This window comes from Rhodanobacter sp. IGA1.0 (genome assembly GCF_040208325.1).
Lineage (GTDB): Bacteria > Pseudomonadota > Gammaproteobacteria > Xanthomonadales > Rhodanobacteraceae > Rhodanobacter > Rhodanobacter spathiphylli.
Genome location: NZ_CP157948.1, coordinates 2,053,996 through 2,077,425, shown reverse-complemented (window position 1 = coordinate 2,077,425; position 23,430 = coordinate 2,053,996). Strand labels below are relative to the sequence as shown.

The following is a 23,430-nucleotide window of genomic DNA, read 5'->3' as shown; positions in this document are numbered from 1 at the left end:
CGGTCAGGCCTCAGCGATTGCCCGAGCGGTTGCCGCCGCGGCCTGGCGGACGTCCACCGCCGGAGCCCGCGGGCCGCGCGCCGCCGTGCGGACGGTTGCCGCCCTGACCCTGCGGTCGACCGGAACCCTGGGGGCGATTGCCGCCCTGTCCTTGCGGGCGTGCCTGGTTGCCATGCGAACGGTTGCCCTGGGCCTGTCCCTGTCCCTGCGGACGCGGACCACGATTGCCCGGAGCGCGATTGCCTCCTGCACTGTTGCCCCGTGATTCGCCGCCGAAACCGCTGTACGGACCGGCAGCGCCTGCGCTGCGGCCTTCACCCGCGGAACGTGCGCCGAACGGCTTGCCACCGGCCGGGCGACGATTGCCCGGGGCGCCGGCATTGCCGCGCGGTGCACCGGGGCGACCGGCACCGCCGTCGCGACTTTCGCCGGCGAACCAGGTGCGCACCGAGGGCAGTTCCTGCCCCGGCGCCACACGGCGACTCTTGCCGCCTCGGGCGCCACCGCCCGCGCCACGCTCGGGGCGCGCCACATTGCCGTTCACTTCCCGGCCGTCACGCCGCGGCGGCTTGCGGCCGCGGACCGGTTCCTCGCGGATGCGGTCGTAGGCGCGCAGTTCGCGTGCTTCGTCCTGGCCGCCGGTCCAGGCCGTGCCGGCGCCGCGTTCGGGACGATATTCGGTGACGCTGCGGCTGGCGCGACGCTGGTGCAGCACCGGACTCAGCGTGAGCACCGGCTGCGCCGCACCCAGGCCGGTGGTCTGGCGCAGCTGCTTGACGCTTTCGGCGTCCAGCGCTTCGCATTCGCCACGACGCAGGTTGCGCGGCAGTTCGATCTTGCCGTAGCGGATGCGCTTCAGGCGGCTGACCAGGAAGCCCTGCGAGTCCCACAGCCGGCGCACTTCGCGGTTGCGGCCTTCGCGGATCACCACGCGGAACCAGCTGTGGCTGCCGCCGCGACTGATCACCGCGATCTCGTCGAAGCGGGCGGGACCGTCTTCCAGCTCCACGCCGGCCTTCAGCCGCTCGATGATCTCGTCAGGCACTTCACCATGCACGCGGCAGAGGTATTCGCGCTCGAGGCCGCTCTTGGGATGCATCAGTCCGTTGGCCAGTTCGCCGTCGGTGGTCAGCAGCAGCAGGCCGGTGGTGTTGATGTCGAGACGACCCACCGCGACCCAGCGCGCACCCTTCAGGCGCGGCAGCTGTTCGAACACGTTGGGGCGGCCTTCGGGATCGTCGCGGGTGGTCAGCACGCCTTCGGGCTTGTGGTAGATCAGCACCTCGGCGTCGTCGCGGCTGTCGGTGGCCACGACGAACTGCTTGCCGTCCATGACCACGCGGTCACCGGCCTTCACGCTCATGCCGATCTCGGCGGGGGCGCCGTTGAGCTCGACTTCGCCGGACTGGATGCGTTGCTCCAGCATGCGGCGCGAGCCCAGGCCGGCGTTCGCCAGCACCTTGTGCAGGCGCTCTTCCAGTGCGGGTGCGTCGGTGTCGATGCGCGGTTCGCGCTTCAGGGACAAAACGGATTTTTGCGGCGCAGTCATGCGCGGTACTCCTCGGTATCTTGGCTGGCGGAGCCGGTGTCGGCATCCGCGGCGGGGTTCGCTGCCTCGTCGGCAGTGGCAATCGGTTGGTCGGCAAGTGGGCCCGATTCGGGGCCAGGCTCGACGGCCTCGGGTGTCGTGGTCGGCGCATCGGCGTCGGCCGTGGTGTCGCTGTGGCCGGTATCCGCGACGTCGGCGGATACCGGGTGTTCGTGTTCGTCGTCGATCGCGCCGTCGTTGTCCGGGCTGCTGTTTTCCGGAGCTTCTTCGTCCGGGTCGATCGGCAGATCGCGTGCGACGCGGGCGGGCAGCGGTTCAGGCTCGAAGCGCATCTGCGGGTCTTCCATGTCGCGGATTTCCGACAGCGGCGGCAACTGGTCCAGCGATTTCAGGTTGAAGTAGTCGAGAAAGGCGCGGGTGGTGCCGAACAGCGCCGGCTTGCCGGGCACGTCGCGGTAGCCCACCACGCGAATCCACTCGCGCTCCTCCATCGTCTTGATGATGTTGGAGGACACCACCACGCCACGGATCTGCTCGATCTCGGGCCGGGTGATCGGCTGGCGGTAGGCGATCAGCGCCAGCGTTTCCAGCAGCGCACGCGAGTAGCGGCTCGGCCGCTCGGTCCACATCCGCGAGATCCACGGATGCACGTCCTGGCGCACCTGGTAGCGGAACCCCGATGCCACTTCCTTCAGCTCGACCCCGCGGCCGTCACAGTCCCCGGCCAGCGACTCCAGCGCCCGGGCGATCAGCTCGCGCGTGACCTCGTCGGCCTCGACGAACAGGTCGCCCAGCTGCTGCACGGTCATCGGCTGGGTGGAGGCCAGCAGGGCGGCCTCGATGATGGATTTGAGTTGCTCGATCTGCATAACCTTGGGTCGGATGCCGTTTCGGTCGCTGTCGTTCAAAGGGTGTCGTTCATTCGCCGGATGCCTCGATCACGGCCGGCTCGCCGTCTTGTGCTGCATCCAGCGGCAATTCGGCGGCTTCCTCGATGTGGCTCGTCTTCGCCTTCACGTAGATCGGCGCCAGCGGTTCTTCCTGCACGATCTCGACCAGCATCTCCTTGGCCAGCTCCAGCATCGCCAGGAAGGTCACCACGATGCCGAGCCGTCCCTCGCTGATGTCGAACAGGCTCTCGAAGCGGTGGAAGCTGCTGTCGTCGAGCCGGCTCAGCAGTTCGCCCATGCGCTGGCGCACGCTGAGCGCCTCGCGCTTGATCGCGTGGTGCCCGAACAGTTCGGCCCGGTGCATCACGTCCTTCAGTGCCAGCAACAGCTCGGTCAGCTCCAGGGGCGGCGGCAACTTGATGACGTTGCGCTCACCCACGTCGGCGTGGACCACCACGCTGTCGCGTTCCTGCCGCGGCAGCGCCTCGATGTCCTCGGCGGCCCGCTTGAATCGTTCGTACTCCTGCAATCGCCGTACCAGTTCGGCGCGGGGATCCTCTTCCAGGCCTTCCTCGGTCGGCGGTCGCGGCAGCAGCAGCCGCGACTTGATCTCGGCCAGGATCGCGGCCATCAGCAGGTATTCGGCGGCCAGCTCCAGCCGCATGACATCGCGCATCAGCTCGATGTAACTCATGTACTGCCGGGTGATCTCGGCAACCGGGATGTCAAGGATGTCCAGGTTCTGCCGGCGGATCAGGTACAGCAGCAGATCCAGCGGACCCTCGAACGACTCCAGGATGACTTCCAGCGCATCCGGCGGGATGTACAGATCCTGTGGCATCTGCAGCATCGGCTCGCCGCGCACGATGGCCAGCGGCATTTCCTGCTGCTGCGGCACCGACGCGAAGGCGTCCTGCGTTGCAGGTACCGGACTCTGCGGCTCGACGACGGGCTCAGTGCTCATCAATGCATGTCATGGGGCCGCTTTCGGCGGCTGGCAGTACGTTCTACGGGATCGGAGTCATTCACATGCCGTCGCGACATGCGGATGTCCGTACTCGGAACACGGCGGTTAGGCGGCATTCCCGGTGCTGCGTTCGTCAATCACACAAATCGAGGCGTGGCGTACGCACTCGTCGCGACGGGCATGATGAAGCCACGCGTTGGTGGTTCGGTCAGGCAGGTCGCCAGCGACCAATCGCGCCAACTGAGGGTTGTCAGCCACATCAGCTGCGCCTGACCGATGACGGCGGATCAGATCGCGCCATTTCACCGGTCGGGTCGAAAGCCTTCGAATGGAAGCCAAGGCGCGCCGCTGTCGCTCGCGCGAGCAGGTTCCGTGGTGCCATGCGTGGTGCAAGAGTAGCGGCTGGCCAGCGTCAAGTCCAGCGCAGGCAGGCATGACTGTTGGAACGGGCAGGACCTGACGGGCAAGTGGCCGCTTTCACAGCATGGCTGCAGGCAGGCACAATATCCTGATTGTGCCTGCGCAGCGGGTTGCCTGGAAAGGCGAGGGCGCCATGTGACCTAATGCGTCGGCTAGCGGTCAGCCTGCGTCAGGCCTGATGCGCTCGCCGACATGACGCGAAAGGTTCAACGGCGGTTGCCCGGGCGTGGCGAGTTGGAAGAACGCCACATCGTGGCGCCGGCTCGCTGTTTCCTGCTGTTTTTCCCGTGCATCGGGGCTGGTGGCGGCGGAGGGATCGATCGGGATTGGGCTGGCACGGTGGTTGCTTTCGAACAGTTCGACTGGTGCAATCGTTGCGTGGTTGCGTCGTCCCACAGGAAGCGGCACGACGAATTCAGGATGAACGCGAAACGGCGTTTGCGGAAAACAAGAGCAACAGCAGGCGCAAGCACAAACGGATGGTGGAACTGATGGCGACCGACAAGAATGGACAAGGCGGACCGGAGCAATTGCGTCCGGCGCGCATGCAGATCGAGACGACGGTGCTGATGAGTCGTCATGGCGAGTCGCACCCGACGGAGCTGGTGGACATATCGGCGACCGGCGCCTTGCTGCGCCGCCCGCTGGGGTGGTCGGGAGAGGTGGGTCAGAGCTGGGTGCTCGACATGATCTTCGGTCACAACCTGCACATTCACCTGGAGGCCGCGGTCGTCCGCATCTCCGACCATCACATCGGTTTTTCGTACAGCCGGATTCCCGAGGACAAGCAGGTCCCGCTGTGGAACCTGCTGGGCGGCTACGCCGACATCCTCGAATACTGGAAGGACGGCTGACGCGCACGGCGTCCCCGCGCATCATGCAAACGACAACGCCCGCCTGATCCAGGCGGGCGTTTCTGTTCGCGAAGCAGGAATCAGGCGGCGGGTTTCTTCTCGTCGCGCAATTCGCGGCGGAGAATCTTGCCCACGTTGCTCTTGGGCAATTCGGTGCGGAATTCGATCTGGCGCGGCCGCTTGTAGCCGGTGAGGCGGTCGTGGCAGAACTGCCTGAGCGCTTCCTCGGTCAGTTGCGGGTCCTTGCGCACCACGAACAGTTTCACCACCTCGCCCGAATGTTCGTCGGCAACGCCGACTGCGGCGACCTCGAGCACGCCCGGATGCTCCATCACCACGTCTTCAACCTCGTTCGGGTAGACGTTGAAGCCGGACACCAGGATCATGTCCTTCTTGCGATCGACAATGTAGAAGTAGCCGTGCTCGTCCATCCTGGCGATGTCGCCGGTGTGCAGCCAGCCGTCCGCGCCAAGCACCTTGTCGGTCTCTTCCGGGCGCTGCCAGTAGCCCTTCATCACCTGCGGGCCGCGCACCATCAGTTCGCCCACTTCGCCGACGGGCAGTGGCTGTCCCTCGTCCGACCAGATGGCGACATCGGTGGACGGCACCGGCAGGCCGATCGAGCCGTTGTATTCCTTCAGGTCCAGCGGGTTGATGCAGACCGCCGGCGAAGTCTCGGTCAGACCATAAGCCTCGGCCAGCGTGCAGCCGGTGGTCTTCTTCCAGCGTTCGGCCACGGCGCGTTGCACGGCCATGCCGCCGCCGAGGGTGAGGTGCAGCTTCGAGAAATCCAGCTCGGCGAAACCGGGCGTGTTGAGCAGGCCGTTGAACAGCGTGTTGACGCCGGTCAACGCGGTAAAACCGGACTTGCGAAGTTCCTTCACGAACCCCGGCATGTCGCGCGGATTGGTGATCAGCCAGTTCAATCCGCCAAGGCGCATGAAGACCAGGCCGTTCGCGGTCAGCGAGAAGATGTGATACAGCGGCAAGGCGGTGATGATCACCTCTTCGCCGGGCTTGGCGCTGCCGCCGATCCATTCGCTGGCCTGCAGCATGTTGGCGATCATGTTGCCGTGGGTCAGCATGGCACCCTTGGCCACGCCGGTGGTGCCGCCGGTGTATTGCAGGAACGCGATGTCGCCGTGCCCCAGCGCGACGGCCTGCAGCGGATGCGCCGCGCCGCGAGCCAGGGCATCGCGGAAGCGCACGGCCTGCGGCAGGTCGTAGGCCGGCACCATCTTCTTCACGTGCTTCAGCACGAAGTTGATCAGCGCACCCTTGGGAAAGCCGAGCAGGTCGCCGATGCCGGTGGTGATGACATGCTGCACCCCGGTTTCCGCCACCACCTGTTGCAGGGTGTGGGCGAAGTTGTCCAGCACCAGGATGGCCTTGGCGCCGGAGTCCTCCAGCTGGTGCTTCAGTTCCCGCGCGGTGTACATCGGGTTGGTGTTGACCACGATCAGGCCCGCGCGCAAGGCGCCGAACAGGGCAATCGGATACTGCAGCACGTTGGGCATCATGATGGCGATGCGATCGCCCTTGCCCAGCTTGAGCACGCCGGTGAGGTAACCGGCGAACTGGCGGCTCATCGCATCGATCTGGCCATAGCTGAGCTGGCGGCCGAAGCTGGCGAACGCCGGGCGATCACTGAAGGCGGCGAAGGCCTCTTCCAGCACCGCAGGAACCGAAGCGTACTGACTGACGTCGATCTGCCCGGACACGCCGGCCGGATACTGCTCCAGCCACGGACGCTCATTGCTCATGCTTGGGATTCCCTGTTGGTCGAGGACGATGGATCAGATGATGGAATCGGGATCGGCTTGCATCCATCATGGATCATGCGTCGGGTGATTTGAGCATACGCCCGCGTACAGCGGCAAGCCGCACTGCAACGAGTAGCCCGATGATGATGACGAGAAAGATGCTTTGCCGCGGGCTTGCCTGCGTGGTGTTCGCGCTGGCTCTGGTGGCCTGTCGACACGACTCCGACGAGGCGCGGGTGAGGGCTGCGATTGCTGCCGTCGCCGCGGCGGCGGAGGCGGGCTCGGCCGGTGATCTCGGCAAGCCGATCAGCGAGGACTTCGACGGCAACGGTGGCGAGCTGGACCGGCGCAGCCTGACATCGATGGTCCGCCTGCTGGCGCTGCGAGGGGAGCACGTCGGGGTGACCATGGGGCCGGTCTCGATCGAGCAGCGTGGCGAGCGCATGGTGGCCACGTTCACCGTCACCCTGACCAGTGGCGGCAAGTTGCTGCCGGACCGGATGGGTCTGTACCAGGTCGAATCCGCATGGCGCCAGGAAGACGGCGAATGGCGCTGCTACACGGCAAGCTGGAAGCATGCGCTCTGACGATCTTCCGATGAGCTGATGCAAGACCGCCCCGGAATCCGGGGCGGTCTTGCCGTTGCAGGGAGTCACGCCTGGACTCAGGCGGCCTTCTTGCCCGCCAGCTGACGCAGCACGTACTGCAGGATGCCGCCGTGACGGAAGAAGTCGCGCTCCTTCGGGGTCAGCAGCATCACGTGCACGCTGAACTGCTTCCTGCTGCCGTCGGCGGCGGTAGCCACTACCGTGGCCTCGCGGGCATTGCCGTTGTCCAGACCGGTGATGTCGAAACTTTCGTTGCCGGTCAGGCCCAGCGACTTGGCGCTTTCGCCATCCTTGAACTGCAGCGGCAGCACGCCCATGCCGACCAGGTTGGAGCGGTGGATGCGCTCGAAGCTCTCGGTGATCACGGCCTTCACGCCCAGCAGCAAGGTGCCCTTGGCCGCCCAGTCACGCGAGGAACCCGTGCCGTATTCCTTGCCGGCGATGACCACCAGCGGGGTGCCTGCTTCCTTGTACTTCATCGCCGCGTCGTAGATCGCCAGCTGTTCGCCGCTGGGCACATGACGGGTGAGGCCGCCCTCGACGCCATCCAGCATCTGGTTCTTGATGCGGATGTTGGCGAAGGTGCCGCGGACCATCACGTCGTCGTTGCCGCGACGCGAGCCATAGGAGTTGAAGTCGATCGGCTGCACGCCCCGCGAGATCAGGAAACGGCCGGCGGGCGAATCCTTCTTGATCGAACCGGCCGGCGAGATGTGGTCGGTGGTGATCGAGTCGCCGAACAGGCCCAGGCAGCGCGCAGCGTGGATGTCTTCGACCTTGCCCACTTCCATGGTCATGCCGTCGAAGTAGGGCGGGTTCTTGATGTAGGTGGACGCTTCGTCCCACGCGTACAGCGCACCGTCCGGCGAGGCGATCGCGTTCCAGCGCTCGTCACCCTTGAACACGTCGGCGTAGTTCTTCTTGAACATGTCCGAGGTGACCGCGCTGGCCAGCAGGTCACTGATTTCCTGATTGGTCGGCCAGACGTCCTTGAGGAACACGTCCTTGCCGTCCGAGCCCTGGCCCAGCGGCTCGGTGGTGAGGTTGATGTCGAGCGAGCCCGCCAGCGCGTAGGCGACCACCAGCGGCGGCGAGGCCAGGTAGTTCATCTTCACTTCGGCGTGCACGCGGCCTTCGAAGTTGCGGTTGCCGGAAATCACCGCACCGACGGTGAGGTCGCCGGCACTGATCGCCTGGCTGATTTCCTGCGGCAAGGGACCCGAGTTGCCGATGCAGGTGGTGCAGCCGTAGCCGACCAGGTAGAAGCCGGTCTTCTCGAGCTCGGTCAGCAGGCCGGTCTTTTCCAGATAGTCGGTGACGACCTTGGAGCCGGGGGCCAGCGAGGTCTTCACCCACGGCTTGGCCTTCAGGCCCCGCGCGGCGGCCTTCTTCGCGACCAGGCCCGCGGCCAGCATCACGGCGGGGTTGGAGGTGTTGGTGCACGAGGTGATCGCGGCGATCACCACCGAGCCGTCGCCGACGCGGAAGTCCTGGCCGTTCATCGACACGTGCTGACCCGGTGCGCTCTCGCTCTGGTCGTGACCGACGGCGGTGTCGCCGCCTTCATTGGCGAAGCGGGCTTCGGCACCGTTGCGCTTGATGGTGGTGGCGCCGAGATTGTCGTTGTAGCTCTGCTTGACGTCGGTCAGCAGCACGCGGTCCTGCGGACGCTTCGGACCGGCCATCGACGGCTTGACGTCGGCCAGGTCCAGTTCCAGCGTGGCGCTGAAATCGGCGTGCACACTGTTCTCGTCGTGCCACAGGCCCTGGGCCTTGGCGTACGCCTCGACCAGGGCGACCTGCTCGTCGCTGCGGCCGGACAGGCGCAGGTAGCGCAGCGATTCCGCGTCGACCGGAAAGATGCCGCAGGTGGCGCCGTACTCCGGCGCCATGTTGCCGATGGTGGCGCGATCAGCCAGCGCCAGGTGCTGCAGGCCCGGGCCGAAGAACTCGACGAACTTGCCGACCACGCCCTGCTTGCGCAGCATCTGCGTCACGGTCAGCACCAGGTCGGTGGCGGTGGCGCCTTCGGGCAGGCGACCGGACAGCTTGAAGCCAACCACCTGCGGAATCAGCATGGAAGAGGGCTGGCCCAGCATCGCGGCCTCGGCCTCGATGCCGCCCACGCCCCAGCCCAGCACGCCCAGGCCGTTGACCATGGTGGTGTGCGAGTCGGTGCCGAACACGGTGTCCGGATAGGCCCACTGCTGGCCGTCGACTTCATTGGCCATCACCACGCGGGCCAGGTGCTCCAGGTTCACCTGGTGCACGATGCCGGTGCGCGGCGGCACCACCTTGAAGTCGGCCAGCGCTTTCTGGCCCCAGCGCAGGAAGCTGTAGCGGGCCTGGTTGCGCTCGAATTCGATCGCGACGTTCTTTTCCAGCGCGTCCTCGCTGCCGAACACGTCGACCTGCACCGAGTGGTCGATGACCAGCTCGGCCGGCGACAGCGGGTTGATCAGGGTCGGGTCACCACCCAGCGCCTTCATCGCGTCGCGCATCGCCGCCAGGTCGACCACGCACGGCACGCCGGTGAAGTCCTGCAGCAGCACGCGCGCCGGCATGAAGGAGATTTCGGTATCCGGCTCCTTCTTCGCGTCCCAGTTGGCGACCGCTTCGATTTCCTTCGAGGTCACGTCCACGCCATCCTCGTGGCGCAGCAGGTTTTCCAGCAGGATCTTCATCGAGTACGGCAGCCGCTTCAGGTCGAAGCGCTGACCGAGCTTGGCCAGGCTGGCAAAGGCGTACTGCTTGCCATTGACCTCGAGGGTGTCGCGTGCGGAAAAGGTATCTTTCATGGGGAAGCTCCTGGCTGAATCCTGCGGCTGGGACGACTGAACGACGCCGGACGGCGCGTGGGGTCCACCAGTCCGGTAAAAAACGCAATTATCGCGCAAACCCCGCATCTCCGCGAACCGGACAAGCGACCTGGACGGGATGACATGGCCGGTCTGACGCCTTTTGGCTCATGCCGCCAAGTACACTGCGCGAACGGCGCGTGGCCGCACTTCACCGCACAGGATGGCCCCGATGATCACCGCAAGCAAACGCCTTTGATCACATGCAGCATTCGATGATTTCGATGGGCCTGGCGGCTGTCTCGCTGCGCGACCTCGCGCTGGTGCAGGCGGTGCATCGCCACGGCAGTTTCAACAGCGCGGCGCGGGCGATGCACATCAGTCCGTCCGGCCTGTCGCACCAGGTGCAGAAGGTGGAACAGGCGCTGGGTGCGCCGCTGTTCGAGCGCGGCGGGCGAAAGATCGTGCCTACCGCGGGCGGCCAGCGGCTGCTGCAGCAGATCGACGCGGTGCTGGCTGCGGCCGAACACCTGCAGCAGGTCGCCCGCGCCGGCGAAGTCGCCTTCGGCGGCGAGCTGCGCCTCGGCGTGCCCGCCTCGCTGGGACCGTATCTTCTGCCGCACCTGATCGCGCCGTTCCCGCAGCATTTTCCCGGTGCGCGGCTGGGCATCTCCGAAGGCAAGCCGCGCGGCCTGCTGCGTCGCCTCAGCGAAGGTGAGCTCGATGCGGTGCTGGCGCCGCCGACCGCGACGGTCAGCGGCATCGCATCACGCCCGCTGTTCTTCGAGCCGTGGGAACTGATGCTGCGCGCCGACCACCCGCTGGCCGGGCAGCGGGACATCGCGATGACCCAGCTCGACCCGGCCGAGGCCACGCTGATGGCCGAGAGCCACGCCGACGGCCTGCATTGCGAAGGCAGCGAACACGGTCATGTGCAGGACGTCAGCCTGGAAAGCCTGGCCGCCCTGGTCAGCCTGCGTGGTGGCTACGCGCTGGTGCCGGCGCTGGCTCGCGAACGATTGGCCTCGATGCCGAACATCGCGCTGGCGACCTTGAAAGGCCCCGCGAGCGGCCGCGAGATCGCCCTGTACTGGCGCGACGCCTCGCCCTGGCACGACGACCTGCAGGCATTCGCCGAATTGCTGCGCAAGCTGGCGCGGCAACGGCCGGGTTTGCGGGTGCGCGGCAGCAAGGCCTGAGATACCGGTTCAGGCGAGGCACGAACGCAGAAGGCCGCCTTGCGGCGGCCTTCTGTTCACTCATTCACCCGGCAACTCAACCGCGCGAAGCGCGCTTGCGGTCGTTCTCGGTGAGGTGCTTCTTGCGCAGGCGGATTTCCTTCGGGGTGATCTCGACCAGCTCGTCGTCGTCGATGAAGTCCAGTGCCTGTTCCAGGGTGAACTTGATCGCCGGGGTCAGCTGGATCGCGTCGTCCTTGCCGGAGGCGCGCATGTTGGTCAGCGGCTTGGGCTTGATCACGTTGACGGTGAGGTCGTTGTCCTTGGCGTGGATGCCGACCAGCTGGCCTTCATACACGTTGTCGCCTTCGGCCGCGAACAGCTTGCCGCGATCCTGCAGCGGCCCCAGCGAGTAGGCGGGGGTGGTGCCGCCGGCGTTGGCGATCATCACGCCGTTGAGGCGCTTGGCGATCTGGCCGTCTTCCTTCGGACCGTAATGGTCGAACACGTGGAACAGCAGACCCGAACCCTGGGTCAGGGTCTTGAACTGGTTCTGGAAGCCGATCAGGCCGCGCGCCGGGATCTCGTAATCCAGGCGCACGCGACCCTTGCCGTCCGGCTCCATGTTCTTCAGCTGGCCCTTGCGCACGCCAAGGCGCTCCATCACGGCACCCTGGTGGATCTCCTCCACGTCGACCACCAGCTGTTCGATCGGCTCCATCTTCTGGCCGTCGATTTCCTTGATGATGACTTCCGGGCGCGACACGGCCAGCTCGTAGCCTTCGCGACGCATGTTCTCGATCAGCACCGACAGGTGCAGTTCGCCGCGGCCGGAGACCAGGAACTTGTCGGCGTCCGAGCCTTCCTCGACCTTCAGCGCCACGTTGTGCACCTGCTCGCGCTCCAGGCGGTCGCGCAGCTGGCGGCTGGTCAGGAACTTGCCGCCGGAGAGGTCCTTGTTGCCGGCGAAAGGCGAATTGTTGACCTGGAAGGTCATCGAGATCGTCGGCTCGTCGACGGTCAGCGCGGGCAGCGCCTCGGGGGTGTCCAGCGCGCAGACGGTGTCGGAGATGGTCAGTTCGGCGATGCCCGAGATGGCCACGATGTCACCGGCCTCGGCGCTGTCCTGCTCGATCCGCTCCAGGCCGAGGAAGCCCAGCACCTGCATCACCTTGCCCTGGCGCTTCTTGCCGTGGCGGTCGACCACGCTGACCGGCATGCCCTTCTTCAGGGTGCCGCGCTGGATGCGGCCGATGCCGATCACGCCGACGAAGCTGCTGTAGTCGAGCTGGCTGATGCGCATCTGGAACGCGCCTTCCGGGTCCACGTCCGGCTTGCTGACGTGCTGCATGATCGCTTCGTACAGCGGGGTCATGTCGCCTTCGCGCACGTTCTCGTCGAGGCTGGCGTAGCCGTTCAGGGCCGAGGCGTAGACGATCGGGAAATCCATCTGCTCCGGCGTGGCGCCCAGGCGATCAAACAGGTCCCAGACCTGTTCCACCACCCACTCGGGGCGCGAGCCGGGACGGTCGACCTTGTTGATCACCACGATCGGCTTGAAGCCCATCGCGAACGCCTTCTGCGTCACGAAGCGGGTCTGCGGCATCGGGCCGTCCATCGCGTCGACCAGGATCAGCACCGAGTCGACCATCGACAGCACGCGCTCCACCTCGCCGCCGAAGTCCGCATGTCCCGGCGTGTCGACGATGTTGATGCGGTTGCCCTGCCAGGTGATGGCGGTGTTCTTCGCCAGGATGGTGATGCCGCGCTCCTTCTCCTGGTCGTTCGAGTCCATCACGCGCTCGGCCAGCACGGTGCGCTCGTTGAGCGTGCCGGACTGTTTGAGCAGGCAATCGACGAGGGTGGTCTTGCCGTGATCGACGTGGGCGACGATGGCGATGTTGCGCAGATTTTCGATGGACATGGGATCGACTCGGGTGGCGCTTGGAGCCACCACGTGGGTTATCAGAGGGTTAACCCGTCGATTATACGGATTTATGCGGCAACTTGCCCGTTTTCGTTGAACAGGGCATTCAGGGGCGCGATGCCCGCCGCTGGGGCGGGTGGCCGTGGTCGGCCACCCGCCAGCACCTCACTCCAGCAGACTCACCTGGTCGGCGGCGGTCAGCCACAGCAGCTGATAGTGGCCGTAGGGATAGTCGAAGCTGTAATCCTCGCCGGGGATCGTCGAGGTATGCACGCCATAGACGAGGCAGCTGCCGTAGCAGTTGATCTCGTCGCCCCACGATTTCAGCGAGTACATATGCGTTCCGAACCGGTGCCCGGCCATGCCCTGCAGCAGCGGGCTGCCCACGGACAGGCCCTGCGCGCCGCAGGTGGCGGTGGCCACGTTCCATGGATACATGCCGCACGACCACAGCCCGTGCACCGCGCCGGCGATGCCGATGAACACGTCGACCTTGCCGGCCACGCCGAGCCTGTCGATCTCGCGCATCGCCAGGGTCACGCCCATCGAATGGCCGATCACGTCGATATGCCCGCTGCAGGAGCCGGCGATGGCGCTGCTGATCGCGTTCCTTACCGGGGTCTCCTCGCTGCCGCTGTGGTCGTTGCAGGCGGCGCAGTAGGCGTTGCCCCAGGCTGGCGCAACGATCTGCGCGTCGCTCCAGCCCTGCTGGCGCAGCCGGTCGTAGGTGTTCTGGAAATCGGCGGGGCTGCCGGTATTGCCGTGCACCAGCACCACGGTGTCATGGCAGGTGGCCCGCGCAGACAGCGCGGGCAGGAACAGCAGGACGGCCAGCAGGCCCAGTCCATACGTCTTGATCGACATCGCTCATGTCTCCCTTTGCTTCACGACAGTCCCGCTCGCGCGGAACGGAAGGAGCCGCCCGCATGCAGGCGGCCCCGGATCGGTCGGCGTCGGCAACCGGCAACACCGGTCGGGGGAGGCGACGTCGTTCGGGTGGTGGTCTAGACCACGCCGAGGAAGTAGTGCGCCGCGATCACCACCAGCACCGCCAGAGTCTTGATCAAGGTGATCGCGAAGATGTCCTTGTAGGCCTGCCGATGGGTCAGTCCGGTCACCGCCAGCAGGGTGATCACCGCGCCGTTGTGGGGCAGGGTGTCCATGCCGCCGGAGGCCATCGCGGCGATCCGGTGCAGCACTTCCATCGGGATGCCGGCGGCGTTCGCGTTGGCGATGAAGGTATCGGCCATCGCCCCCAGCGCGATGCTCATGCCGCCGGAGGCCGAGCCGGTGATGCCGGCCAGCGCGGTGACGGTGACCGCTTCATTGACCAGCGGATTCGGGATCGTGTGCAGAGCGTCGGCCACCAGCTTGAAGCCGGGCAGGGCGGCGATCACCGCACCGAAGCCGTATTCGGATGCCGTGTTCATCGAGGCCAGCAAGGCGCCGCCGACTGCCGCCTGGCTGCCTGCGGCCAGCCGCCCCGTCACCGCGCGCCAGGCGAACACCAGCACGCACACAATGCCGACCAGCAGGGCGCCCTCGACCGCCCAGATCGCGGCCACTTTCGACACTTCCTGCACCACCGGTTTCGCGTCGCCGACCACGCCGGGCAGGAACGACTGGGTTTCGCCATAGACGCGCGGGATCAGGTCGGTGAACAGCTTGTTGCACGCGCCGACCAGCACCAGCGGCAGCAGGGCGAGCAGCGGATGCGGCAACCGCGCGGCTTCGAAGGGTTCCGGCTCGTTGAGCAGGTTGTCGCCGTAGCCTTCGCCGGCCGCGGCGGCCTTGCGCCGACGCCAGTCCAGATAGCTCAGGCCCACGATCAGGATGAACACGCCGCCGATCGTTCCCAGCCACGGTGCGGCCCAGGTGTTGGTGCCGAAAAACGAGGTGGGAATGATGTTCTGGATCTGCGGCGTGCCCGGCAGAGAATCCATGGTGAAGGTGAACGCGCCCAGCGCGATGGTGCCGGGGATCAGCCGCTTGGGAATGTCCGACTGGCGAAAGAGTTCTGCGGCGAACGGGTACACCGCGAACACCACCACGAACAGCGACACGCCACCGTAGGTCAGCAGCGCGCAGACCAGCACGATCGAGAGCACCGCGCGGCTGCGCCCGACCAGGCCGATGGTCGCGGCCACGATCGATTTGGAAAAGCCGGACAGCTCGATCAGCTTGCCGAACACCGCGCCCAGCATGAACACCGGGAAATACAGCTTGAGGAAGCCGACCATCTTGTCCATGAACAGGCCGGTGAACATCGGCGCGACCAGCGACGGATCGGTCAGCAGCACCGCGCCCAGCGCAGCGATCGGCGCGAACAGGATCACGCTGTAGCCGCGGTACGCCGCGAACATCAGGAAGCACAGCGCGGCCAGCACGATCAGGAACGCCATCCGTGAATCTCCCCGTTTCAGCCCTAACGACAGGCGCCGAGTATCCCGAAGCACCGGCCATGCGGGCACTGTACGAAGGTACAAGTGTTGCTGCGGCAAGGCCCACCTAAGCTCCCCTCATCAGCATTCGCGCGAGCGATGCATTCACCAGCAAGGGGACGTCATGAAACGCACGCATCTGAGTTCGGCGATCGGTCTGGTTCTGGGCCTGGTCCTGGTGGCGCCACTGCAGGCGCAGCAGGCGAACGGGGATGCCGGCGCGAAGACCACGGCAGCGAAGCAGGCCGACGCCAAGCAGCTGCAGGAAGTGACGGTCAGCGCGCGGCGCCGCGACGAGTCGCTGGAGAAGGTGCCGGTGGCGATCACCGCGTTCAGCGGCGAGGACATGAAGGACCTGCAGGCGAACAGCATCGACGGCCTGCAGGGCGCGGTGCCGAACATGAACATCGTGCAGGGCCGCGGTTCGTCCTCGGCGGTGAACATCTTCATCCGCGGCATCGGACAGCCCGACGCGCTGCAGACCTTCGACCCGGGCGTGGGCATGTACGTCGACGACGTCTACTACTCGCGCATCCAGGGCGGTCTGATCAACCTGTTCGACGTCGAGCGCGTCGAGGTGCTGCGCGGTCCCCAGGGCACGCTGTACGGCAAGAACTCCACCGGTGGCGCGGTCAAGGTGGTGACGAAGAACCCGGGCGACACCACCGAAGGTTCGGTCGAGGCCGGCTTTGGCAACTACGGCCGGCGCGAAGGCAAGTTCTACCTCGGCGGCCCGCTGGGCGGCGCGTGGTCGGCGTCCATCGCCGGCGGCATCACGCAGACCGACGGCTACGTCACCGACCCCTCCACCGGCCACAAGTACAACGACGAGGACAGCAAGTCGGTGCGCGGCAAGCTGCGCTATCACCCGTCGGAGAACTTCGATGCGGTGTTGAGCCTCGACTACACCAAGCAGGACACCGGTCTCACCCTGGGCCAGCCGGTCTCCACGTTGAAACGCACCGACCTGGTGTTCGGTTCGGTGGCGTTGTACACCCCGACTCCGGACCAGAAGTACGACTTCAAGACGCGCACCTCGTTCAGCCCGGACAAGGGCCAGCAGCTTGAACACAAGGGCGCTGCGCTCAGCCTGGACTGGAAGCTGTCCGAGCAGTGGAACCTCAAGACCATCAGCGCATTCCGCAAGCTCGACAGCGACTCCTACATCGACATCGACGCCTCGCAATTCGAGCTGGGCGACGTGCTGGTCGACTTCCACCAGAAGCAGGCCAGCCAGGAATTGCAGCTGCAGTACGACAACGGCAGCAACCTGCAGGCGGTCTACGGCCTGTACTACCTGCGTGAAACGGTGCCGTCGCACCAGGAGGCTTACGCCGATGACCTGTTCGCGCTCGCCGGCACCCCGATCACCTTCCTGCGCACCATCGACGACGACCTCACCACCACGACGTACGCCGGCTTCGCCCACATGAACTGGCAGTTCGTGCCGAGCTGGACGCTGGCTGCCGGCGTGCGCTACAGCAGCGACCACAAGGACTACGACCGCACCACCAGCACGTTCTGGGGCCAGCCGTTCACCGCGATCAACGAGACCGTCGCCTTCACCGGCGACAAGCGCTGGAACGCGTGGACGCCCACGATCAGCCTGCAGAAGCAGTTCAATCCGCAGACCATGGGTTATGTTTCAGCCAGCCGCGGCTTCAAGTCCGGCGGCTTCAACGGCCGCGCCAACTCCACCGCGGAGACGCGCACCGCCGAATACAACCCCGAGTACGTGTGGACCTACGAACTGGGCCTGAAGTGGCGCTCGGCCGACAACAAGCTGCAGGCCAACCTGGCCGCCTTCCACAGTGACTACACCGACTTCCAGGCCCGCGTGTCCGAAGTGCAGAACCCCGGCTCGATCACCCCGACATTCGCCTTTCCGGTGATCAACGCGGCCAAGCTGAAGATGGACGGTGTGGAGTTCGAGGGCGCCGCCGTGTTCGACGACGGCACCCGGCTGTCGGCCCAGGTCGGCTATCTGGATGCCCGCTACGCCAAGTTCGTCGACCATCGCCTGGACCCCAGCGATCCGCTGTACAACCCCCGCCTGCATGACCACGTGCCGTTCTCGCCGAGCTGGACTTCGCGCGTCGCGGCCACCCATGTGTTCAACCTGGGCAGCGGCAGCGCCATCACGGTCGGTGCGGACTGGTCGTACCGCAGCGAGACCTGGCTCAGCGTGGACAACTACGACGCCCTGAGCCAGAAGGCGTACTCGGTCACCGGCCTGTTCGGCATCTATGACTCGGCCGATGGTCACTGGCAGTTCCGCACCGGCGTGCGCAACCTGGGCGACAAGGTCTACAAGACCGACGGACAGGAGTTCTCCAGCGTGGGCAACATCCGCACCGCTTACTACGGCATGCCGCGCAACTGGTACGCCAACGTGCGCTATAACTTCTGACGAGGCCGTCCGGCGGGGCGGGTGGTACCCGCCTCGCAGCCCACCTCGAATCGAGCCCATGGAGCGACCGATGACTACCCGCTGGACAACCCGCGTGCTGTGGCTGGCCTTGCTGGCCAGCGCCGGCAGTGCCTGCGCTAAGGGCCCCGACGCCAGTTTGCCGAAGTTGAAGATCGACCCGGCACGCACCGCGGTGGTCGGTCTTTCCTCCGGTGCCTACATGGCCACCCAGATGCAACTGGCCTATCCGGAGCTGTTCCCGAACGCGACGATGGTCGCCGGCGGACCTTACGGCTGCGCTGGCGGCAAGCTGGACGTGGCACTGGGCAGCTGCATGAAGGGCGTGCCCGCACCGGACGTCGCCGCGCTGGTGGCCAGCGCCGGCAAGCGTTCGGCCGCCGGCGAAATCGGCGCACTGAAGGATCTGGCGCATGCCCGCGTCTACCTGCTGCACGGCAGGGACGACGCCCTGGTGGCGCCGGCCGTGGCCGAAGCCGGCGCCCACTTCTACGAACAGTTGCGCGATGGCACGCCGGGCCTCGGGGGCATGCAGGTGCATGACGATGGCCAGCGCGCGTTCGCGCACAATCTGCCGGTGGCGGCCAGCGGGGACGATTGCGACAAGTCGGTGACGCCATATCTCGGCCACTGCGGCTTCGACGCGGCCGGCGAAATCTTCGCGCAGATGTTCGGCCAGCCGGCGCAGGTCGTGACCACGGCGAAGGGCCAGTTGCGCAGCTTCGACCAGGACGCGCTGCGTCCCGGCGGCGCCGATGCGTTCATGGCCGATACCGGCTATGTCTACCTGCCGCCCGCCTGTCTCGCCGGCAAGTCCTGCGGCGTGGTGGTGGCCTTCCACGGCTGCAAGCAGAACGCCGACGTGGTGGGCAAGGCTTTCGTCGAGGACGCCGGCTTCAACCGCTGGGCCGACGTCTACGACGTGGCGGTGCTATATCCTCAGACCCGCGCAAGTTTCGCGCCCTTGAATCCGCAAGCATGCTGGGACTGGTGGGGTTATTCCGGAGCCGACTACGACACACGCCACGGCGTGCAGTTGCGCTGGGTGGTGAACGCGGTACGGGCGTTGGGGTTGCCCGCCGGCCATTGATGGCCCCGCACGCCGATGGCCTCGACGTTGTCGTAGGAACGCACCGTGTGCGCGATGCTCTTGTGCATTCAGAGCGAAGATCAAGCAGAGCTGAAAGGCTTTCGTCTGCCTTTGGCAGCGGAGTTGCTTTCTCTTTGCGTGGCCACCCAGAGAAAAGTAACTCGCCCTCCGAAGGAGGACGAAAGCTCTTGGCTCTGAACCCACCAACAGCAAGAGCATCGCGCACGAGGCGTGCTCCTGCGGATGCGAGCGGACGAAACCTCTTCACATCGAAGACGGGGCATGCCGCGCCCGGAACATCGCGACGGAAGTCGCCCCCACGGATGTGCTTCGCATGCTGAGCGCCAGCGTCATCGCCATCGCCGCCTTGTGCTGGCTGGGCCTGCTGTTCGGCGTGGCGCTGCTGGGCGAACGCCGCCCGCACATTTTCGAGAAGCGCTGGGCGATCGTGTATGCGCTGTCGCTGGCGATCCACTGCACTTCGTGGACGTTCTACGGCACCGTGACCCAGGCCAGTCGCTCCGGCTGGTGGCTGCCGCCGACGTTCGTCGGCGCGATCCTGATGTATCTGTTCGCGCTGAAATTCCTGGGCCGGCTGGTGCAACTGGTGCGCGAGTACAACGCCGGTTCTCTGGCCGACCTGATCGCGGTGCGGCTGGAGCGGCATTCGGGACTGGCGGCGCTGGTCACGGCGGTGGTGGTGATCGGCATCGTGCCCTACATCGCGCTGCAGCTGAAGGCGGTGGCGATGAGCTACGGCATCCTCAGCCAGGGACAACTGGCCGAATCCGATCCTTGGCAGGACAGCGCGCTATACGTGGCGCTGCTGATGGCGCTGTTCGCGATGCTGTTCGGCACCCGCCGCGCGTCGACCATGGCGCACAACCGCGGGCTGGTGCTGGCGATGGCGTTCGAGTCGCTGTTCAAGCTCGGCGCGATGCTGGCGCTGGGCACGCTGCTGTTCGCCGCGTTGCCGCCCGGCTTGCCGGTGAACGTGCCGCAGGCGCCTGACAGTGGCGGGTTCCCCGCCCTGATCCTGCTCGGCGCGCTGGCGATGTTCACCATGCCGCACCAGTTCTACGCGGGCATCGTGGAATGCCGCGAAGATGGCCAGCTGCGCACCGCGCGCTGGCTGTTTCCGCTGTACCTGCTGCTGATCTCGCTGCCGATCCTGCCGCTGGCGCGGCTGGGCGATGCGTGGCTGGGTGCGAGCGGGGTGTCGTCGGACATGTACGTGCTGGCGCTGCCGTTGGCCCGTGGCGAACACGGGCTGGCTCTGATCGCCTTCCTCGGCGGCCTGAGCGCGGCGACCAGCATGGTGGTGATCGCCACGCTGACGCTGAGCCTGATGGTGGTCAATCATTTCATCGCGCCGCTGCGCGTGCGCTCCGGCTGGGGGCGCGACGAGCATGGCGACCTGCGCGGTGAGCTGCTGAACCATCGGCGCGTGGCGATCCTGCTGGTGATCCTGCTGGCCTGGGCGTATAGCCGCTTGCTGGCGCGCAACGAGGCGCTGGCCGACATCGGCGCGATTTCGTTCTCCGCGCTGGCCGGCCTGACCCCGGCGCTGCTGGCGGCGGTGTATCGGCCACAACTGGGGCCGCGCGCGGTGATGGCCGGGCTGGCCGCAGGCACCCTGGTGTGGATGTATGCCGTGTTGCCGACGCTGTTGCCGGCCGCGCCAGCGTGGCTGCACAGCGGTCCGTTCGGCCTGCACTGGCTGGCGCCGGATGGCCTGCTGGGGCTGGGCAACTGGAACCGGCTGGGGCGCGCGGTGGTGGTCAGTCTGCTGGTCAACATCGTGGTGATGCTGGCGCTGGCCGGCTCCCGATACGGCCGTTCCGCGCACGCCGTCAGCGTGGGCGACGTGGGTCTGGTCGAATTGCGGGCGCTCGCGGCGCGATTCCTGCCGCCGGAGCGGGTCGCGCTGCTGTTTGCCAGCGCGCCGGCGACCGGTTCCGCCGGCAGTGCGCGGGTGGCCCAGGTCGAGCACGAACTGGCGGCGGTGATCGGCGCGGCATCCGCGCGGCTGCTGCTGGAAGTGGTGCACCGGCAGGGCCGCGACGACCTGGACACGGTGGTCGCCATCGTGGGTGAGGCGGCGCAGGATTTGCGCTTCAACCAGCGCGTGCTGGAGGCGGCGCTGGAAAACATGAGCCAGGGCATCTGCGTGGTCGATGCCGAACTGCAACTGGTCGCGTGGAACACGCCTTATGCATGCCTGTTCGACTATCCGCCGGGAATGCTGCAGGTGGGGCGGCCGGTGGCCGAGCTGACCCGCCACAACATCGACGCCGGCATGCTGGGTCCGGGTGAGGTCGAGGCGCGCGTGCAGCGCCGGCTGGCGCACATGCGCACCGGCACGCGGCATTTGTCCGAGCGGCGTTTTCCCGACGGCACCATCGTCGAGATCCGCGGCAACCCGATGCCTGGCGGCGGCTTCGTGGCCACCTTCACCGACGTCACTGCCTTCCGCCAGGCCGAGGCGGCGCTGAAGCGGGTCAACGAGACACTCGAGCTGCGGGTGGAGGAACGCACCCGCGAGCTGGCCGCAGCCTCGGCCGAAGCGCAAGCGGCGAATGCCTCGAAGAGCCGTTTCCTGGCTGCGGTCACCCACGACCTGATGCAGCCCCTGCACGCCGCGCAGCTGTTCGCGCACTCTCTTGCCGAGCGTGGCGGCGACGCCGCCATCGCGCAGCATCTCAACGGTGCGCTCAGCGCCACCGAGGGCCTGCTCACCGGCCTGCTCGACGTGGCCCGGCTGGAGGGCGGTCGCCTGCATCCGCAGCCGCGCGCGTTTGCGCTGGCCGAGGTGCTCGATCCGCTGGCTGCCGAGTTCAGCGCCATCGCGCTCGACCGCGGCGTGCGGCTGGACGTGGTTGGCACGCGCGCGTGGGTGCATTCCGATCCGCAGCTGCTGCGCCGGGTGTTGCAGAACTTCCTGTCGAATGCCTTGCGCTATGCCGAGCACGGTCGCGTGCTGCTCGGCGTGCGTCGAGCCGGTGACCACCTGCGCGTGGAAGTGTGGGACACCGGCCCGGGCATCGCCGTGGCGGAGCAGGAACTGATCTTCCAGGAGTTCCGCCGTGGCAGCGCCGCGGGCGGGCAGGGGCTCGGACTGGGCCTCTCCATCGCGCAACGCATGGCCGAGCTGCTCGGCCATCCGCTGGGGCTGCGTTCCTGGCCGGGTCACGGCAGCGTCTTCCACCTCGCCGTGCCACTGGCGCGGGCAGCTGCACGCCTGCCGATGGCCGCTGGCGTGGCGCAGTCGTTGCCGACGGGGCGCGCGCTGCTGCTGGACAACGAACCGGCCGCGCTCGCCGCGCTGGGCAGCCTGCTGAGCAGTTGGGGCTGGCAGGTTCATCCGGCCCGCAACGCGGAACAGGCACTGGCCGCGCCGTGGCGACCGGACCTGCACATCCTCGATTTCCATCTGGATGGCGGGCAGACCGGCCTGGATGTATGGCAGCGCCTGTGCGAGCGTCATGCCGACGTGCCGACGGTGATGCTCACCGCGGATCGCGACGGCGAACTGCGGCAACGACTGCTCGATGCGGGGATCGGCGTGCTGTACAAGCCGTTGAAGCCGCTGGCGCTGCGGCAGGTGTTGCAGCGGGTGGCGACCGGAGCGGGCCGCGGGTAACAGGCGGTGACCGCGCTTCCACTGGCGCTGGTCGAGCGGCGCGATCGGGAAGGTTGGCGCAGGCGGTGGAGCTGCCTACACCGAGCGCGCCGGTTCGCCCAGTTCCAGCGACTTAAGCAGCATCCCCGCCTGGGTCCGGTTGCGCACCTTCAGCTTCTCGAAAATCGCCGTCACGTGCGCCTTCACCGTGCGCTCCTGGATCGCCAGCCGGTCGGCGATCTGCTTGTTGAGCAGGCCTTCGGCCAGCAGCGCCAGCACGCGCGACTGCTGTTCGGTGAGACGGGCCAGGCGGCTGGCGAGGTCGATGTCGGCGGGATCGGCAGGCAGGGCGGCGACGGCGTTGGCGAGGACGGGCGGCAGCCAGCCGCCGCAGTCGAGCACGCTGCGGATCGCCTCGCCGATTTCGGCAGGGCTGGCGCTCTTGGGGATGAAGCCGGCGGCGCCGTGATCGAGCACTCGGCGCACGATGCGTGGTTCGTCATGGGCGGAAACCACCAGCACGGCCACGCCCGGGTGCTGGCCGCGCAAGGCGGCAAGGCCGGACAGCCCCTGGCTGCCGGGCATGTGCAGGTCGAGCAGGACCAGGTCGGTATCGGGCGCGGCAGACAGCAACTGCAGCGCCTCGGCAAGGTCCCCGGCTTCCCTGATCTCGCAGCCAGGCAGGCTGTCGTTCGCGGCCAGCCGCAGCGCGGCACGGAACAGGGGATGGTCGTCGGCAATCAGCAGGCTGGTCATGACGCTGAAGTTAGCTGTCCGCCGCGGCCGCGTCGAGTTTGCCGCGGCGGCGGCGATGGACTTTCGTACGATGGCGAGGCGCCTCGTGCTTGCTATGGTGCGGGAATGAAAAATTCCGCCCGTCGCCCGTCCTGGCTGT

The 23,430-nt window shown here is 66.8% G+C and carries 15 protein-coding genes; 6 read left to right on the top strand and 9 right to left on the bottom strand.

Annotated elements, in window-relative coordinates; genetic code table 11:
• Positions 1-10: 10 nt before the first annotated feature.
• From ABNK63_RS09275 to ABNK63_RS09265, 3 genes are read right to left on the bottom strand one after another with little or no spacing between them, the layout of a single operon-like run.
• Positions 11-1,549 (bottom strand): pseudouridine synthase, encoded by a 1,539-nt coding sequence (locus ABNK63_RS09275; RefSeq protein WP_007809066.1) that lies wholly within the window; start codon positions 1,547-1,549, stop codon positions 11-13.
• Positions 1,546-2,418, bottom strand: a complete 873-nt coding sequence (gene scpB, locus ABNK63_RS09270) for an SMC-Scp complex subunit ScpB (RefSeq protein WP_007809065.1) — start codon at positions 2,416-2,418, stop codon at positions 1,546-1,548. Before scpB ends, ABNK63_RS09275 begins: the two co-directional genes overlap by 4 nt.
• Before the next feature lie 49 nt (positions 2,419-2,467).
• Entirely contained in the window at positions 2,468-3,319 is an 852-nt protein-coding gene (locus tag ABNK63_RS09265) for a ScpA family protein (RefSeq protein WP_350017204.1), read from the bottom strand.
• 998 nt (positions 3,320-4,317) lie between these two features.
• Here ABNK63_RS09265 and ABNK63_RS09260 point away from each other — a divergent pair.
• Positions 4,318-4,680 carry a PilZ domain-containing protein gene (locus ABNK63_RS09260; RefSeq protein WP_040673455.1) on the top strand — a complete coding sequence of 121 codons (363 nt, stop codon included), beginning with the start codon at positions 4,318-4,320 and terminating at the stop codon, positions 4,678-4,680.
• Positions 4,681-4,760: 80 nt separating this feature from the next.
• Here the strand turns inward: ABNK63_RS09260 and ABNK63_RS09255 are convergent, their stop codons facing one another.
• Positions 4,761-6,443: a long-chain-fatty-acid--CoA ligase gene (locus ABNK63_RS09255; RefSeq protein WP_350015453.1), complete on the bottom strand. Its 1,683-nt coding sequence runs from the start codon at positions 6,441-6,443 to the stop codon at positions 4,761-4,763.
• Between the two features lie 140 nt (positions 6,444-6,583).
• On the opposite strand from ABNK63_RS09255, the gene ABNK63_RS09250 reads away from it, so the two are divergent.
• On the top strand, positions 6,584-7,030 hold the full coding sequence (locus ABNK63_RS09250; RefSeq protein WP_350015452.1) for a hypothetical protein: 447 nt from the start codon (positions 6,584-6,586) through the stop codon (positions 7,028-7,030).
• A 77-nt stretch (positions 7,031-7,107) separates the two neighbouring features.
• On the opposite strand, the gene acnA is transcribed toward ABNK63_RS09250, so the two are convergent.
• The gene (gene acnA / locus ABNK63_RS09245; RefSeq protein ID WP_007809055.1) at positions 7,108-9,849 is read right to left on the bottom strand and encodes an aconitate hydratase AcnA; all 2,742 of its coding nucleotides are present in this window, start codon (positions 9,847-9,849) and stop codon (positions 7,108-7,110) included.
• A 263-nt stretch (positions 9,850-10,112) separates the two neighbouring features.
• Here acnA and ABNK63_RS09240 point away from each other — a divergent pair, with 263 nt between their 5' ends.
• Positions 10,113-11,048, top strand: coding sequence for a LysR family transcriptional regulator (locus ABNK63_RS09240; protein ID WP_007809053.1), 936 nt, complete (start codon positions 10,113-10,115; stop codon positions 11,046-11,048).
• A gap of 76 nt (positions 11,049-11,124) precedes the next feature.
• Here ABNK63_RS09240 and typA read toward each other — a convergent pair whose 3' ends face one another.
• From typA to ABNK63_RS09225, 3 genes are all read right to left on the bottom strand, one after another.
• Entirely contained in the window at positions 11,125-12,951 is a 1,827-nt protein-coding gene (gene typA / locus ABNK63_RS09235) for a translational GTPase TypA (protein ID WP_007809051.1), read from the bottom strand.
• 168 nt (positions 12,952-13,119) lie between these two features.
• The gene (locus ABNK63_RS09230; RefSeq protein WP_007809049.1) at positions 13,120-13,818 is read right to left on the bottom strand and encodes a lipase; all 699 of its coding nucleotides are present in this window, start codon (positions 13,816-13,818) and stop codon (positions 13,120-13,122) included.
• 140 nt (positions 13,819-13,958) lie between these two features.
• A complete protein-coding gene (locus ABNK63_RS09225; RefSeq protein WP_350015451.1) occupies positions 13,959-15,356 on the bottom strand; it encodes a GntP family permease in 1,398 nt (465 codons plus the stop codon).
• 163 nt (positions 15,357-15,519) lie between these two features.
• Between ABNK63_RS09225 and ABNK63_RS09220 the strand changes: the two genes are divergently transcribed.
• The 3 genes from ABNK63_RS09220 to ABNK63_RS09210 all read left to right on the top strand — a co-directional run bounded on the left by ABNK63_RS09220 (position 15,520) and on the right by ABNK63_RS09210 (position 22,556).
• Positions 15,520-17,805: a TonB-dependent receptor gene (locus ABNK63_RS09220; RefSeq protein WP_350015450.1), complete on the top strand. Its 2,286-nt coding sequence runs from the start codon at positions 15,520-15,522 to the stop codon at positions 17,803-17,805.
• 70 nt (positions 17,806-17,875) lie between these two features.
• Positions 17,876-18,913, top strand: coding sequence for a PHB depolymerase family esterase (locus ABNK63_RS09215; RefSeq protein ID WP_350015449.1), 1,038 nt, complete (start codon positions 17,876-17,878; stop codon positions 18,911-18,913).
• A gap of 334 nt (positions 18,914-19,247) precedes the next feature.
• Entirely contained in the window at positions 19,248-22,556 is a 3,309-nt protein-coding gene (locus tag ABNK63_RS09210; RefSeq protein ID WP_007809042.1) for a PAS-domain containing protein, read from the top strand.
• A 75-nt stretch (positions 22,557-22,631) separates the two neighbouring features.
• Here ABNK63_RS09210 and ABNK63_RS09205 read toward each other — a convergent pair whose 3' ends face one another.
• Entirely contained in the window at positions 22,632-23,291 is a 660-nt protein-coding gene (locus ABNK63_RS09205; protein ID WP_007809040.1) for a response regulator transcription factor, read from the bottom strand.
• Positions 23,292-23,430: the final 139 nt, after the last annotated feature.